The sequence below is a fragment of the Kitasatospora sp. NPDC058170 genome (assembly GCF_042883905.1).
In the GTDB taxonomy this organism is placed as follows: domain Bacteria; phylum Actinomycetota; class Actinomycetes; order Streptomycetales; family Streptomycetaceae; genus Kitasatospora.
On record NZ_JBHVUV010000009.1, the window covers coordinates 85,371 to 100,405 of the forward strand.

The 15,035-nt window shown below is 75.6% G+C and carries 14 protein-coding genes; 8 read left to right on the forward strand and 6 right to left on the reverse strand.

The features are described from left to right. Positions 1 to 24 precede the first annotated feature (24 nt). The 5 genes from moeZ to ACFVVX_RS12420 all read right to left on the reverse strand — a co-directional run bounded on the left by moeZ (position 25) and on the right by ACFVVX_RS12420 (position 6,599). Positions 25 to 1,203, reverse strand: a complete 1,179-nt coding sequence (gene moeZ, locus ACFVVX_RS12400; protein ID WP_387944377.1) for an adenylyltransferase/sulfurtransferase MoeZ — start codon at positions 1,201 to 1,203, stop codon at positions 25 to 27. A gap of 250 nt (positions 1,204 to 1,453) precedes the next feature. After that, entirely contained in the window at positions 1,454 to 2,443 is a 990-nt protein-coding gene (locus tag ACFVVX_RS12405) for an NAD-dependent epimerase/dehydratase family protein (protein WP_387944379.1), read from the reverse strand. Positions 2,444 to 2,509: 66 nt separating this feature from the next. Next, on the reverse strand, positions 2,510 to 3,631 hold the full coding sequence (locus tag ACFVVX_RS12410) for a hypothetical protein (RefSeq protein ID WP_387944381.1): 1,122 nt from the start codon (positions 3,629 to 3,631) through the stop codon (positions 2,510 to 2,512). Next, positions 3,631 to 5,322 (reverse strand): DUF3492 domain-containing protein, encoded by a 1,692-nt coding sequence (locus ACFVVX_RS12415; RefSeq protein ID WP_387944383.1) that lies wholly within the window; start codon positions 5,320 to 5,322, stop codon positions 3,631 to 3,633. The genes ACFVVX_RS12410 and ACFVVX_RS12415 overlap by 1 nt, the downstream gene beginning before the upstream one ends. Positions 5,323 to 5,651: 329 nt before the next feature. Next, entirely contained in the window at positions 5,652 to 6,599 is a 948-nt protein-coding gene (locus ACFVVX_RS12420) for an alpha/beta fold hydrolase (RefSeq protein ID WP_387944385.1), read from the reverse strand. Positions 6,600 to 6,831: 232 nt separating this feature from the next. Between ACFVVX_RS12420 and ACFVVX_RS12425 the strand changes: the two genes are divergently transcribed. The 3 genes from ACFVVX_RS12425 (at position 6,832) to ACFVVX_RS12435 (ending at position 8,321) form a co-directional block, all read left to right on the forward strand. Then, positions 6,832 to 7,512, forward strand: a complete 681-nt coding sequence (locus ACFVVX_RS12425) for a TetR/AcrR family transcriptional regulator (RefSeq protein WP_387944387.1) — start codon at positions 6,832 to 6,834, stop codon at positions 7,510 to 7,512. Positions 7,513 to 7,647: 135 nt separating this feature from the next. After that, a complete protein-coding gene (locus ACFVVX_RS12430) occupies positions 7,648 to 7,875 on the forward strand; it encodes a DUF3107 domain-containing protein (RefSeq protein WP_387944389.1) in 228 nt (75 codons plus the stop codon). A 128-nt stretch (positions 7,876 to 8,003) separates the two neighbouring features. Continuing rightward, positions 8,004 to 8,321, forward strand: a complete 318-nt coding sequence (locus tag ACFVVX_RS12435) for a hypothetical protein (protein WP_387944391.1) — start codon at positions 8,004 to 8,006, stop codon at positions 8,319 to 8,321. Between the two features lie 34 nt (positions 8,322 to 8,355). Here ACFVVX_RS12435 and ACFVVX_RS12440 read toward each other — a convergent pair whose 3' ends face one another. Continuing rightward, positions 8,356 to 9,081 carry a ferritin-like fold-containing protein gene (locus ACFVVX_RS12440; RefSeq protein WP_387944393.1) on the reverse strand — a complete coding sequence of 242 codons (726 nt, stop codon included), beginning with the start codon at positions 9,079 to 9,081 and terminating at the stop codon, positions 8,356 to 8,358. Positions 9,082 to 9,837: 756 nt separating this feature from the next. Between ACFVVX_RS12440 and ACFVVX_RS12445 the strand changes: the two genes are divergently transcribed. From ACFVVX_RS12445 to ACFVVX_RS12465, 5 genes are all read left to right on the forward strand, one after another. Then, entirely contained in the window at positions 9,838 to 11,556 is a 1,719-nt protein-coding gene (locus ACFVVX_RS12445; protein WP_387944395.1) for a DEAD/DEAH box helicase, read from the forward strand. A gap of 143 nt (positions 11,557 to 11,699) precedes the next feature. Beyond that, entirely contained in the window at positions 11,700 to 12,587 is an 888-nt protein-coding gene (locus ACFVVX_RS12450; RefSeq protein ID WP_387944397.1) for an alpha/beta fold hydrolase, read from the forward strand. A 343-nt stretch (positions 12,588 to 12,930) separates the two neighbouring features. Next, positions 12,931 to 13,077: a hypothetical protein gene (locus ACFVVX_RS12455; RefSeq protein ID WP_387944399.1), complete on the forward strand. Its 147-nt coding sequence runs from the start codon at positions 12,931 to 12,933 to the stop codon at positions 13,075 to 13,077. Positions 13,078 to 13,412: 335 nt separating this feature from the next. After that, on the forward strand, positions 13,413 to 14,051 hold the full coding sequence (locus ACFVVX_RS12460) for a DUF6758 family protein (protein WP_387944401.1): 639 nt from the start codon (positions 13,413 to 13,415) through the stop codon (positions 14,049 to 14,051). A 79-nt stretch (positions 14,052 to 14,130) separates the two neighbouring features. Continuing rightward, positions 14,131 to 14,991, forward strand: a complete 861-nt coding sequence (locus tag ACFVVX_RS12465) for a PHP domain-containing protein (RefSeq protein ID WP_387944403.1) — start codon at positions 14,131 to 14,133, stop codon at positions 14,989 to 14,991. Positions 14,992 to 15,035 lie beyond the last annotated feature (44 nt).

The following is a 15,035-nucleotide window of genomic DNA, read 5'->3' on the forward strand; positions in this document are numbered from 1 at the left end:
GCCCTCCTCGGTGTTGCGGGGTCCTTAGTAGACCGGCTTGTGCGGCTCGATCTGGTTCACCCAGCCGAGCACGCCGCCGCCCAGGTGGACGGCGTTGGCGAAGCCGGCCGACTTCACCACGGCCAGCACCTCGGCCGAGCGCACGCCCGACTTGCAGTGCAGCACGATCTTCCTGTCCTGCGGCAGCGACTCCAGCGCGTTGCCCATCAGGAACTCGTTCTTCGGGATCAGCACCGCGCCGGGGATGCTGACGATCTCGTACTCGCCGGGCTCGCGGACGTCGACCAGGAAGATGTCCTCCTCGTCGTCCTGCCACTGCTTCAGCTGCTTCGAGGTGATCGTCGAACCGGCGGCGGCGGCCTGCGCCTCCTCCGACACGACACCGCAGAAGGCCTCGTAGTCGATCAGCCCGGTGACCGTCGGGTTCTCGCCGCAGAGCGCGCAGTTCGGGTCCTTGCGGACCTTCACCTGGCGGTAGTTCATCTCCAGGGCGTCGTAGATCATCAGTCGGCCGACCAGCGGCTCGCCGACCCCGGCCAGCAGCTTGATCGCCTCGGTGACCTGGATCGAGCCGATGGACGCGCAGAGCACGCCCAGCACGCCGCCCTCGGCGCAGGACGGGACCATGCCGGCCGGCGGGGCCTCCGGGTAGAGGCAGCGGTAGCACGGGCCGTGCTCGGCCCAGAACACGCTGGCCTGGCCGTCGAAGCGGTAGATCGAGCCCCACACGTACGGCTTGCCGAGCAGCACCGCCGCGTCGTTCACCAGGTAGCGGGTGGCGAAGTTGTCGGTGCCGTCGACGATCAGGTCGTAGCCGGAGAAGATCTCCATCACGTTGTCGTTGTCGAGGCGCTCCTCGTGGAGGATCACGTCCACGTAGGGGTTGATCTCCTTGACCGAGTCCCGTGCCGACTCGCCCTTGGACCGGCCGATGTCCGACTGGCCGTGGATGATCTGCCGCTGCAGGTTGGACTCGTCCACCACGTCGAACTCGACGATGCCGAGCGTGCCGACACCCGCCGCGGCCAGGTACATCAGCGCGGGCGAGCCCAGGCCGCCGGCGCCGACACACAGCACCTTGGCGTTCTTCAGCCGCTTCTGCCCGGCCATGCCCACGTCGGGGATGATCAGGTGGCGGGAGTACCTGCGGACCTCGTCAACGGTGAGCTCGGCGGCCGGCTCGACCAGGGGTGGCAGCGACACGGGGACTCCGATGGTCGTCGGTTCAGGTGGCCGGGGCCAACCTCTTGGGGCTTGTTGCTCCGCCACCGGGGGTGGCTCTGCTAGGCCAACAGTGTCACGCCGCCCCGGTATTCCGAGACAGCCCGTCCGATGGGCGAGACGACCGGCGTCGGATCGTGGGACCGCGCTCCGGGGCCGGTCAGCGCCGCGGCGGCCCGCCGCGGACCGGCCCCGGGGGCAGCTGCGCCTGCGCCGGCCCGCCCGGCCGCGGTCAGACCCGGCAGGCCGTCTCCAGCCAGACGTCCCCGAGGGACTCCTCCAGCGGCACCTGCGTCCGCCAGCCGAGACGGTCCCGGGCGGTCCGCACGTCCGCCTGCCGCCACGGCACCGGCTCGCCCGCCGGCACCCGGCCCTCGACCGGCCGCGGCTCCAGCACCCGGTGGCCCGGCAGGTGGTGCCCGGCCGGCTGGTCGACCGGGCCGCCGACCTGCGCGGGCAGCAGGACCGACCGGTTCTCCTCGACGATCGACCCCTCGAAGCCCGACGCCCGGACCAGCAGCTGCGCCGCGTCCCGGGCCCGGACGGCGTGCCCGCTGCCGATGTTGATCACGCCGGTGGCGGCCGACACCGCCGCCGCCTGGATCGCCCGCGCGACGTCCCGCACGTCCACGAAATCCCGGTACCCGGACAGGTCCGGCATCCGCACCTGGGACTCCTCGCGCTCCAGCGCCCGCCGCAGCCCCTCGGCGAGGCGGCCGAACAGCGAGGCGGTCGGCGACCCGGGGCCCACCACGTCGAACACCCGCAGCACCGCCGCGTCCAGCCCGGACGCCAGCACCAGCTCCGTCCCGGCCAGCTTGGACACCCCGTAGGGGCCCACCGGGCGCGGCTCGGCGCTCTCCGCCACCGGGACCCCGCCCGGCACCGGTCCGTACTCGGCGGCCGAACCGACGTGCACCAGCCGGGCCGGCTCCCGGCTGCGCCGGATCGCCTCGCAGACGGTGGCGACGGCGAGCGTGTTCGCCCGGATCAGGGTCCGCGAGCTGCCGTAGGTGGCGCCCGCGCAGTTGATCACCACCTGGGGCGCGACCGCGTCCAGGAAGCGGGCCAGCGCACCCGGGCTCCCGGCGGTCAGGTCGAAGCGGATGTCGGCGGAGTCGCGCCGGCCGAGCACCGTCACCTGCAACTCCTGGTCCACGAGCAGACGATCGGTGACCCGGCGGCCGATGAAGCCGTCGGCGCCCAGCAGCAGCACCCTCATCGGGGGTGTCCTTCCACGAAGCGAGGTCGGGTATCGACCTGGCGGACAGAGTGAACAGGGGGAGGTTCAGCGGTGTGCACCGGCCCGGCCGAGCACCACCGACGCATACCCGAAAAGCACGAGCGCGACCGCCCCGCCGCCGAGCAGTCCGGCGGCCGGCAGGCTCCGGCCCGTCGCGAGCAGGGCCGCGGTGAGGACCGGCCCGGCGAGTGCGCCGAGCGCGGCGGTGGCGCTCCGGCCGCAGCGGGCCAGCAGCGCGGGCAGGACCAGCAGCAGTCCCAGCACGCCCTGCGCCGCCCACTGGGCGCCGTCGGCGCGCTCGACCGCCACGTGCAGCAGCCCGCCGCCGTGGTCCGGGCCGGGGCGCGGGGCGACGGCCGTGAGCACGGCAAGCGCGGCGAAGGTGAGCACGGCCAGGACGGCCAGGTGCAGGGTGACGGCCACCGGCAGCACCGGGCGCATCCGGGAGCGGAACTCGGCGAGCGTGCCCGCCGACCCGAGGTGGCCCCGGCCGACGTGACGGAACCAGCGGGCGGCCCACTCCGCGGACCCGGCCGACAGCGCGGCCGCGAGGACCAGGGCCGCCGTCACCCGGCCGTCCCCGGACGCGTCCCCGGGCGCCCCGGCCAGCGGCAGCAGCAACAGGCCCGCCACTCCCAGCCCGTGGGCCAGCAGCACCGGCCGCCGGCCGCGGGCCGCCCGGTCCGGCGGGCCGGTGCCGTCGGACCCGTCGGCCCCGGCGGCCAGCGCGGGCAGCAGGACCAGGGGGACGGCCGCCGGCAGCAGCACCGGCCGGACCGCTCCGAGGGCGGCCGCCGCGGCGCACGGCAGCGCCGCCAGCGCGGCCACCCGCAGGGCCGCGCCGCAGCGCCGCCACCGGCTCTCCCGCCCGCAGGCGGCCTGCGCCGGACCGGGCGGGCGGCGCGGCACCCGCGCGTACAGCTCCTCGGCGAGCGAGAACAGGTCCGTGTGCCGGCACCGGGCGGCCGCGGCCGCTCCCAGCCCGGCCTCCTCCAGCCCCGCGGCGATCTCCAGCGGGTCGACGGCCCGCTCGCACAGCACCCGGTGGGCGGCCATCACCTCCCGCACCGGATCGCCCGTCACCCGGCCCGCCGCGCCCCCGGCCCGCTCTCCGGCGCCCCCGCCCGGCACCGCCGGGGCGCCGGCGGTCGGGCCGCTGCCGCTCATCAGACCGCCTCCGCCAGGGCGCCGGGGCGATCGCACGCGTCCTCGGCGCACCCGTCCCGCGACCCGTCCCGGCGTGCGTCCTGCGATCCGCCCTCGACGCCGCCCTCGACGCGGTCGGGGCCGTCGCCCGCGGCGCTGCCCGCGGCGGCCTGCGGGGCGCCCGCGCCCCGGCCGTCCGCCAGCCAGTACTCGGCGGGCCGGGCGAACGGGCGCGGGTGCTCCCCGACCGCACCGCCGCCGCCCTCGGCCGCCGGGAAGGCGGGCCACTGCGAGACCAGCTCCAGGTAGACCTCCCGGAACGCGCCGATCACCGGTTCCACGGCGAAGCGTTCCTGCGCCCGCAGGCGGCCCGCCAGCCCCAGCCGGGCCCGGCGCTCCTCGTCGCGCAGCAGCGCCAGACAGGCGGTCGCCAGCGCCCGCGGATCGCGCGGCGGCACCAGCAGTCCGGTCGGACCGACCACCTCCCGGGCCACGCCCACGTCCGTCGAGACCACGGCCCGCCCGCTCAGCATCGCGTCCGCCAGCAGCCGGGGGCTGCGCTGGGAGAGCGCCGAGAACACCGCCACCGTGCCGCCCTCCCACGCCTCGGCGGTCGAGGCCGGCCGCCCGGCGAACTCCACCGCGTCGGCCACCCCCAGCCGCCCGGCGACCGCCCGGCAGTGCGCCAGGTAGCCGGGCGCGGCCTGCTCGCCGTGGACCACCAGCCGCGCCCCCGGCAGCTCGGCCAGGACGCCGGCGAAGGCGTGCAGCATCAGCTCGGTGTCCCGGCCCGGCTCCAGCGGGCCGGCCCAGACCAGGGTCGGCGCGGACGGCTCCGGACCGGCCGGCGCCCGGGACACCGCCGGGGTGCCCTCGTAGACCACCCGGGTCCGCGCCGGGTCGGCCCCGCAGCGCCGCTGCCACTCCTGGTCGTGGGCGCTGCCGGGGGTCAGTATCGCGGCCTGCCGGTACGTCTCCTCGGTGAGCGCCCGGAAGAAGGCCAGCAGCAGTGCCCGGACCGGCCACCGGTACGGCGCCTCGCGGTACCCGAGGTACTGCTCCCGCAGGTGCAGCCCGTGCTCGGTGACCACCAGCGGGACCCCGTGCAGCTGCTTGGCCACCAGCGCGGGCAGCGCCGCCGGCCCGCCGCCGACCACGTGGCAGAGGTCGGCCGCACCGAGGCCGCCGGGCCCGGTGCCGTACCAGGGGGCGGAGAGCGGGCGCAGGCACTGCTCCAGCAGGTCCGCCGCCACCAGCACGTCGCAGACCAGCGGCTGCCCGGCCGAGGTGTCGGCCCCGGGCGAGCGCCAGACCCGCTCCAGCGCGCGGCGGGCGTGGGCGGAGGCGAGGAACGCGGGCAGGGCGCCGTCCTCGCGGGCGAGCGCGGCCAGCCGGTACAGCCCGGTACCGAAGGAGGCCCGCCCGCCCGGCATCACCAGCGCCCGGACCAGGTCCTCGTAGGCCCGTACGTACTGCCGTCTGCGCAGCGCTCCCGGTGTGCGGCCGGGCGGGCGCCGGCCCCACAGGGCCAGTTCGTGCACCCCGCGCCAGCGGCCCGAAGGGCTGTCGGCGACGCCCGAGCCGGCCGCTCCGGCCAGCACGTACAGCTCGAACTCGTGCTCGCCCAGGCCTTCGACCAGTCGGGCGCACCAGCCACCCGCGCTACGCTGTGCGAACGGACGGGCGCCCTCGGTGAGCAGTGCGACGCGCACGGGAGACCTCCAGAGCAGGGCGGATCGACGGACGGGTCAACGGATCGCCGGACGGCTCGAACGGGCTGGGCGGCCGGGGCGGGCGGGACACTCCCCGCGGCCGACCCTCCGGGCGCACGCCCGCTCCGGCGGTCGCACCCGACCCGCCGGCACCCCTGTTCGCGGCCGCCTTCCGCTTGCTCCGGCGCCCGCTCCTCCCCCACACCTGTTCGGTCCGACAGCAGAAAGGTAGGACCGGCCGGCGGCCATCCATCGGTCACCTGGCTGGTAGCCACCTGAACGAGTGAACCGGCGTGACCTCGCCCCGAACCGGGGCGTTATCGCCGCCGCTACCGCGCCTCCGCGCCCAGCAGCTCCCGCACCGCCCGCGCGACCTGGTCGGGGAACTCCATCATCGACACGTGCCCCGAGTCCGGCAGGACCAGCAGCCGGGCGTCCGCGAAGGCCGCGCAGGCCCGCCGCGCCGAGCGGTAGGACACCAGCTTGTCGCGCAGCCCGTACACCAGCAGCACCGGCACCCCGACCCGCTCGGCCTGCCGCCACAGCGCCTGGTCGCCGCGCTCGGTGTAGGCGGAGACGATCCCGCGCGCCGAGCCGATCAGCGCCGGCATCGCGTACGGCAGCTCGGTCCGGCGCCGGTACTCGGCCACCGCCTCGGCCCGCACCGCCGGGGCCAGCGCCGCCGGCTCCCCGTAGACCAGCCGCAGCAGGCCGTCGGTGGCGTCCTCCACGCTGCGGCCGTTCGACGGCATCCGGCGCAGCAGGGCCGGCAGGCCGGGCACCGCGAGCAGGGCGGTCGGCCAGGCGGTGCGCTGCGGCGGGAGCTCGGGCAGCGCGGGCGAGATCAGGGTGAGGGTGCGCACCAGGTCCGGGCGCAGGGCCGCGAGCCGCACGCAGACGGCGCCGCCGAGCGAGTTGCCGAACAGGTGCACCGGACCGCGCCCGGTCGCCTCCAGGTAGCCGATCACCGCGCGGACGTGGCCGTTGAGCGAGAGGTTGCCGTCGGCGGGCGGGGCGGAGCGGCCGAACCCGGGCAGGTCCACGGCCTCGCCGTCGACCACGTCGCGGAGCCGGTCCATCAGGGCCGTCCAGTTGCCCGCCGAGCCGCCGAGCCCGTGCACGAACAGCGCGGGCTCCCGCGCCCCGGCACCGTCCACACCGTCCACCGGCCCGCCGTCGGGGCCGCTCACCGCCAGCACCGCACCGGGGATCTCGACCGTACGGAACTGCGCGGGCTCCCCCGCCGACGTGCGTACCTGCTGCTCAGCGCTGCTCATGGTGGACGATGGTAGTGAGCCGTACCCCCGCGGGCCCAGGCCCCGGCCTCCCCCGGCCCGGTCGTCTCATCCCTCGTCGCACCACTGCCGACAGCCGTGGTCAGCGCCGTATTGTGGGCACCTGACAAGGGGGCCCGGCGCTTTTCTCACGCTCGCCAAGCGCGAACGCGGTTACCGAAAAGTAGAATCAGTCACCTTGCCAGCCCCGAACAACCGTGAAGTGAGGAGCGCCGTGACGGCCATCCAGGAGGCGCAGGAGCGCCCGCGCGGTGCCCGCCTGCCGCGAAGCGCCCGCCGTGAACAACTGCTCGGTGCCGCCCAGGAGGTGTTCGTCGCCCAGGGCTACCACTCGGCCGCCATGGACGACATCGCCGACCGCGCCGGTGTCAGCAAGCCGGTGCTCTACCAGCACTTCCCCGGAAAGCTGGAGCTCTACCTCGCACTGCTCGACAAGCACTGCGACGCACTGGTCGAGTCGACCCGCTCGGCACTGGCCGCGACGACCGACAACAAGCACCGGGTCGCCGCCACGATGGAGGCGTACTTCAACTACGTCTCCAGCGAGTCCGGCGCGTTCCGCCTGGTCTTCGAGTCCGACCTGACCAACGAGCCCGCCGTGCGCGAGCGCGTCGAGCGGGCCTCGGACGCCAGCGCGACGCTGGTCAGCGAGGTCATCCAGGAGGACACCGACCTGCCGGAGGCCGAGTCCAAGCTCCTCGCGGCCGGCGTCTGCGGCCTGGCCCAGATCACCGCGCGCTACTGGCTCTCGCAGGGCCTGCAGATCCCGCGCGACGAGGCGGTGCGGCTGGTCGCCAGCCTGGCCTGGCGCGGGCTGAAGGGCTTCCCGATGCACCCGGGCGAGCCGGGCTCGGGCGAGGAGGACGACGACCTGCCCCGGGCCGCTTCCGAGTAGCGATCTGGCGGGCTTCGCCGCGGCGATGATCGGGTGCTCTATGGTGAAGCCGTACGGCGCGGTCGCCGCGAACGCTTGTCCCAGGCGGTCCGGTGTCCGCGCGTGGATGGCTGCAACCCCGGAGGGACGGAAGCCGTGGAGGTCAAGATCGGCGTTCAGAACGCGCCGCGCGAGATCGTGATCGAGAGCTCGCAGACTGCCGATGAGGTCCAGAACGCGGTCGCCAAGGCGCTGGAGGGCACCGAGAAGCTCTTCACGCTGACCGACGAGCACGGCCGCCGTGTGATCGTCCCGGCCGAGCGCCTGGCGTACGTGGAGATCGGCGAGCAGGCCGTCCGCAAGGTCGGTTTCGGCACGCTCTGAGCTGCTTCACGGTGCCCCGCCCCCTCACCGAGGGTGCGGGGCACCGCTGCGTGTACGGCCCGGCGGCCCGGGGTACGGCGACAGTGCGGCCGTCCCAGCGCCGCACCCGCGCCACCGGGGAGGCACCCTTGCTGGTCGAGTCGCTCGCCTTCGTCCTCATCGGCCTGGTCACCGGCCTGACCGCGCTGCTGGCGCTGCCGGCGTACTTCCCGGCCGGGCGGGCGCTGACGATCGGGACGGCGGTGGTGGCGGCCCTGCTCGGCGGGGTGATCGCGCACTTCACCCTGGACGGGGGGTACCCGGCGGTGACCCTGGCGGTCTCGGCGCTCTGCTCGGCGCTGCTCACCTCGGTCCTGGCCCGGCCGGACTGCGCGGCCGGCCGGGCACCGGCGCACCGGCACCGCCCGCACCGCGCGGGCGCCCACCGGCGGCACCGGCCCGCCTGACGGCCGGTGCCCGGCGCCACCGGGGCTGCGGCCCCTAGGAGGCCAGCCCCAGGGCGGCCATCCGCCGGGTGTGGGCCTCGGTGATCCGGTTGAACATCTTGCCGACCTCGACCAGGTCGAAGCCCTGCACGCTGCCGCCGACCAGCAGGTTGGACAGCGCGTCCCGCTCGGCGACCACCCGCTGGGCCTGGCTGAGCGCCTCGCCCATCAGCCGCCGGCCCCAGAGCGCCAGCCGGCCGCCGGACCGCGGGTCGGCCTCGATGGCCTGCCGCACCTTGTCGACGGCGAACTGCGCGTGCCCGGTGTCCGACATCACGCCGAGCACCAGGTCGCGGGTGTCGTCGTCCAGCCGGACGGCCACCTCGCGGTAGAAGTCGGTGGCGATCGCGTCGCCGACGTACGCCTTGACGAGACCCTCCAGCCAGTCGGAGGGGGCGGTCATCCGGTGGAACAGCTCCAGCGGCTCGACGAACGGCCGCATCGCCTCCTGCGGGTCCGCGCCGACCTCGGCGAGCCGGTCGTGCAGCCGCTGGTAGTGCTGGAACTCGGCGCTGGCCATCCGGGCCAGCTCCGCCTTGTCGGCGAGGCCCGGCGCGAGCTTGGCGTCCTCGGCGAGCCGCTCGAAGGCGCTCAGCTCGCCGTACGCGAGGGCGCCGAGCAGGTCCAGTACGGCCGCCCGGTACTCCGGGTCGGCCGAGCAGGTCGCCCAGTCCCCGATCGAGCCGGCCGCGCTGTCCTGCGTCTCCCCATGGGTCTCCATGACCTGCCACCTTAGTCCCGCCCGGCGCGAACCCCCACCACCCGCCGCCGGCGCCGGGCGGCGCCCTCCGGACCGGCCCCGGGAGGCGCCCGCGGACCCCGCCGAACCGGCCGGAGGGGCCCGCGCCACCCGCTCGTCGCCCCTTGATCACCGTGATGTCAGACGCGTCACGTGTTCGAGTCGTCGCGTGACTGTATGGTGGTAGGGAGGCCCGTAGTGCTCGCACGGTGTCACCGCCGTCTCGGTGCGCCGGGCAAGCCCGCTCCGCAGCGGGACCGTCCGTCAGGACGTGTCCGCAGCCGGAAGCCGGGTCCTCGTGTACGCGGATGCCCGGTCGGAGAGCCGATCGGCTCCGACCATGGCTTGGACCTCAAGCCCTGGCACCGCATCAGTGGCCGAGCGAGGGCCGCCGCGGACCGCGCCGCCCCCGGCGAAGGTCCCGCGCAGGTCCCTCACGGGAATCCTCCCCGACGCCGCCGGCGACGCGCCCCGCACCGGGCCGCGCGAACCACCGGCCGGCCGCAGGGACCGGCGCGGTTGTGCGTCCGCGCAGCTGTATTCAGGGCCCCCGGCCCGTACGCAGCCGCGCGGCTGCCCGCCGCTCTCTCGCTCTCGGCCCCACCACATGGAAGAGGCAGCACCCTGTCCACCACCGCTGAACCCGCCAAGACCACCTTCCGGGATCTGGGGATCCTCGCGGAGACCGCCGAGGCCCTTGAGGCCGTCGGTATCCTCCACCCCTTCCCCATCCAGGAGATGACCCTCCCGGTCGCGCTGACCGGCCACGATGTCATCGGCCAGGCCAAGACCGGCACCGGCAAGACCCTTGGTTTCGGCCTCCCGCTGATCGAGCGCGTCGTCGTCCGGGCCGACATCGACGCCGGCCGGGCCACCGAGGACCAGCTGTCCGACGGCCCGCAGGCGCTGATCGTCGTCCCGACCCGCGAGCTGTGCACCCAGGTCACCAACGACCTGCAGACGGCCGGCAAGGTCCGCGACGTCCGCGTGCTCGCGATCTACGGCGGCCGTGCCTACGAGCCGCAGGTCGAGGCGCTCAAGAAGGGCGTCGACATCATCGTCGGCACCCCGGGCCGTCTGCTCGACCTCGCGGGGCAGCGCAAGCTGGACCTGTCGAAGGTCCGCGCGCTGGTCCTCGACGAGGCCGACGAGATGCTCGACCTGGGCTTCCTGCCCGACGTCGAGAAGATCATCACCATGCTGCCCGCCAAGCGGCAGACCCTGCTGTTCTCGGCGACCATGCCGGGCCAGGTCATCAGCCTCGCCCGCCGGTACATGAGCCAGCCGACGCACATCCGGGCCGCCGCGCCGGACGACACCGGTCACACGGTCGCCAACACCACCCAGCACATCTTCCGGGCGCACTCGCTCGACAAGGTGGAGATGGTCTCGCGCATCCTGCAGGCCGACGGCCGCGGCCTGGCGATGATCTTCTGCCGCACCAAGCGCACCGCGGCCGACGTCTCCGACCAGCTCACCCAGCGCGGCTTCGCGGCCGGCGCGGTGCACGGCGACCTCGGCCAGGGCGCCCGCGAGCAGGCGCTGCGGGCCTTCCGCAGCGGCAAGGTCGACGTGCTGGTCTGCACCGACGTCGCGGCCCGCGGCATCGACGTCGAGGGCGTGACGCACGTCATCAACTACCAGTGCCCCGAGGACGAGAAGACCTACCTGCACCGGATCGGCCGCACCGGCCGGGCCGGCGCCTCCGGCACCGCGGTGACGCTGGTGGACTGGGACGACATCCCGCGCTGGCAGCTGATCAACAAGGCGCTGGACCTCAAGTTCAACGAGCCGGAGGAGACCTACTCCACCTCGGCGCACCTGTACGAGCTGCTGAAGATCGCCCCGGGCACCACCGGTGTGCTGCCGCGCTCGGAGCGCACCCGCGCCGGGCTCGGCGCGGAGGAGGTCGAGGACCTCGGCGAGACCGGCGGGCGCGGTTCGCGCTCGGCCGGCGCCGCCCGGGGCGGCCGCGGCCCGGCGCGGGGCGGCTCCGGCCGGCCCGCCGACGCCCCGGTCGAGGCGGCCGAGGAGAAGCCGGCCCGCCGCTCCCGTGAGCGCCGTCGCACCCGCGCCGGCGAGACGGTCGCGGAAGGCGCCGTGGTCGAGTCGCCCGCCGAGGCGGCCGCGGCCGTCGAGGCCGGCGCACCCGCCGTCGAGGGCGAGGCGGCTCCGCGCCGCCGTCGCCGTCGTCCGCGCGGCGCCGCCGGCGAGGGTACGGCCACCGCGGTGGCCGAGGCCCCCGTGGAGGCTCCCGCCGCCGACGCGGTGGAGGCCGGGGAGAAGCCGGCCAGCCGGCCGCGCACCCGCAGCCGGGCCAAGGCGAAGGCCGAGCCGGCCGCCGAGGCCGCACCGCAGAGCACCGGGGACGCCCCGGCCGAGGCCGCCGCCCCGCGCCGCCGCACCCGCAGCCGCCGCCCGGCCGCCGCCGCCGACGAGGCCACCCCGGAGAGCTGAGCAACCGCCCGAGGGGCGGCGGGTCCGGACCGGACCCGCCGCCCCTCGGGCGTTCCCACACCGGCCGCGGGCACCGCACTACGCTCGGGGTTACCGGCCGGTCACCCCGGGGCCGGCCGCCGAACCCGCGCAGGAGTCCGCCCATGAGCACCCCGCCGTTCCTCGCCCTCCCCCGCTGTGCGCACGCGCTGCGGCTGCCGACCGCCCGGGGCGGGTTCGCCGCGCTGCGGGCCGAGCCCGCCGGGGCGGTGCGCGGCAGCGCGCTGCTGGTGCCCGGGTTCACCGGCAGCAAGGAGGACTTCATCGCCCTGCTGGAGCCGCTCGCGGCGGCCGGCTACCGGGTGACGGCGATCGACCAGCGCGGCCAGCACGAGACCGGCGGACCGGACGACCCCGGGGCGTACGCCGTCGGGGAGCTGGGCGCGGACGTCCGGGCGCTGTCCGAGGCACTCGCCGACGGCGACACCCCGCTGCACCTGCTCGGGCACTCCTTCGGCGGCCAGGTGGTCCGCGAGGCCGTCCTGGCGGCCGCCGCGGACGGCGCCCTGCCGTGGCGCTCGCTGACCCTGATGTCCACCGGGCCGGGTGCGATCGAGCCGGCCGAGGCCGCCCGGACCAAGCTGCTGATCGACGTGCTGCCGACGATGAGCCTGGAGGAGATCTGGCAGGTGCTCCAGCAGATGGAGGAGGGCTCCGGCGATCCCGCGAAGCGCCCGTCCGCCGAGGTCGCGCGGTTCCTGCACCAGCGCTGGCTGGCCAACGTCCCGCAGGCGCTCAGCACCACCGGCGGCCACCTGATCGCCGCACCCGACCGGGTCGACGAGCTGGCCGCCGCCACGGCCGCCGCGGCACTGCCCGCGCTGGTGCTCTCCGGGGTGCGCGACTACGCCTGGCCGGTGCCGGAGCAGACCGCCATGGCGCTGCGGCTGGGCGCCGAGCGCGTGGTGGTCGAGGACGCCGGGCACTCCCCCAACGCCGAGCAGCCGACCGCCACGGCCGCCGCCCTGGCCGGTTTCTGGGCCCGCTCGTAGCGCTCCCCGCCGGGCCGGCCGGCGATGACGCGGGACAAAAGTCGTTAGTTGCGGTAATATTTGATTCTGTCTGGGAATCATCGTCGCCATCGACGTCATCGCCTATCGGCCGAAACCAGGACTTCACGGACGGGCAACGGCCCGGTAGCAGCACCACGACACCGTGGTTCACGCAGGCCGTGACTCACGCAGTACGAGCAGTACCTGGCAAGCAGGGGGGAGCCCTTTGCCGCAGCAGACCTTCGAGCCGGCCGTTCTCCGCTCGACCCGACAGACCCCACGAGGGCTGATACCGACTCAGCCGCGACCGCCCCGCTCAGCGGGGCCAGGAAAGGACAGGCCCATGCGCTTTGAAATCCTTCGACTCGACGACACCAACGGAAACGCCACCGACCGACTGATCGCCGACGCCGAAACCGTCCGCGAGCTCGTCCAGGCCGCCGCCCGCACCGGCGAACGCCTGCTGATCCGTCCGTGCCCGACCGTCTGACCCGGTGCGGCGCCTCCACCCAGGAGACCTCACCCGCCGCCGATGAGCCGGGAACGTCCGACACCGACGTTCCGATACCGGACTGACGCCCCGTCACCGCATTCGCCGATGACGGGGCGTCAGTCCGTGTGCCCGCTCCCGCCGGCCCCCGCGGCCGCCGACGTTTGCCGCCGACGTTTGCCGCCGCCCCCGACTGGACAATCCCCTAGCGGGAGCCGCCCGCAACGCGCCCACACCGCGCGGGCCGGGCGCCCGCCACCGACAGGTCCCGCCGAGCCCTCCGTACGGGTGATCGTCCTTGACGCGGCGGTCCGGAGGGAGGAGCGTTGTCGGCTATGAGGGGCGAGCCAAGCTGTCCGAGGTGCGCCGGCCGGGTCCGCGCCCCCGGTCTGTTCTCCGACACCTGGCAGTGCGACCAGCACGGTGCCGTGCACCCGATGCAGCCCGTGCTGCCCCCGAGCGTCGAGGCGCTCGGCGTGGCCGTCGCCCGCTCCCAGGTCCCCGTCTGGCTGCCCTGGCCGCTCCCGGTGGGCTGGCTCTACACCGGGATCGCCCACGTCGGTGACGATGTCTCCGGCGCCCGTGCCACCGCCGTGGCCTGCGCGGGCCCGGCGCCGCTGGGCGGGTTCGGCGAGCTGATGCTGGTCGCCGAGGAGCTGGGGGTCGGGCTCGGGGCCCGCTACGCGGGGCTCTCCGGACCGGATCCGGGCGAGTCCGTCTCGCTCTACAAGCCCGCCGACGCCAAGCTGATGGCGGCCGGCCGGCCCACCCCGATGTTCCACGTCCCGGACGCCCCGGCCGACCGTGCGGTGTTCGTCGGCGAGGCCCGGGGGCTCTGGCTCTGGGCGGTGGCCTGGCCGGAGCAGTCGGCGCTGGTGATGTACGACGAACTGGTGCTCACCGACCTGCGCGAGGCCGGCGCGGAGCTCGACCTGCTGCCCTGCGGGGCGCTCTCCCCCCGCCTGTTCGGCTAGGGCCCGTCCCCGGGGGCGGGCGGGACGCGGCACTATCCTGGGCGGCACCCCCGAGTGCCCACCTCCAGGAGCCCGCCCCGTGCGCATCGACCTGCACGCCCACAGCAACGCCTCCGACGGCACCGACAGCCCGGCCGAGCTGGTCGCGGCCGCCGCGGCCGCGGGCCTGGACGTGGTGGCGCTCACCGACCACGACACCGTGTCCGGCCACGCCGAGGCCGCCGAGGCGGTGCACGCGCTGCCGGCCGGCACCCGGCTGACCCTCGTCCCGGGCGCCGAGCTGTCCTGCGCGGTGGACGGCATCAGCATGCACCTGCTGGCGTACCTGTTCGACCCGGCCGAGCCCGGGTTCGCGCGCGAGCGCGAGCTGGTGCGCACCGACCGGTTCCGGCGCGGCCGGGCGGTCGTCGAGCGCTGCCGCGCACTCGGCGCCGACATCAGCTGGGAGCAGGTCGAGCGGATCGCCGGGGCCGGCTCGGTGGGCCGGCCGCACATCGCCAGCGCCCTGGTCGAGGCGGGCGTGGTGGCCACCGTGTCGGACGCCTTCACCGCGGACTGGCTGGCCAACGGCGGCCGGGCGGACGTCCGCAAGCACGAGACCGACCCCGTCGAGGCGGTCCGGCTGGTCCGGGCGGCCGGCGGGGTACCCGTCTTCGCGCACCCGGGCGCCGTCAAGCGCGGCCGGACCGTCTCCGACGAGGTGATCGCCGAGCTGGCGGCGGCCGGGCTGGCGGCGCTGGAGGTCGACCACATCGACCACGACGAGCCCACCCGGGTCCGGCTGCGCGGGCTGGCCGCCGAACTGGGGCTGCTGACCACCGGGTCCAGCGACTACCACGGCGGCCGCAAGACCGTCCGGCTCGGCGAGCACACCACCGACCCGGCCGTGTACGAGGCGCTGCTGGCCCAGGCGACCGGCGCGCGGCCGATCGGCGGCTGAGCCCGGCCCGGTCCGCACGCGGGCGTACCGGTGCGGGCGGCGGT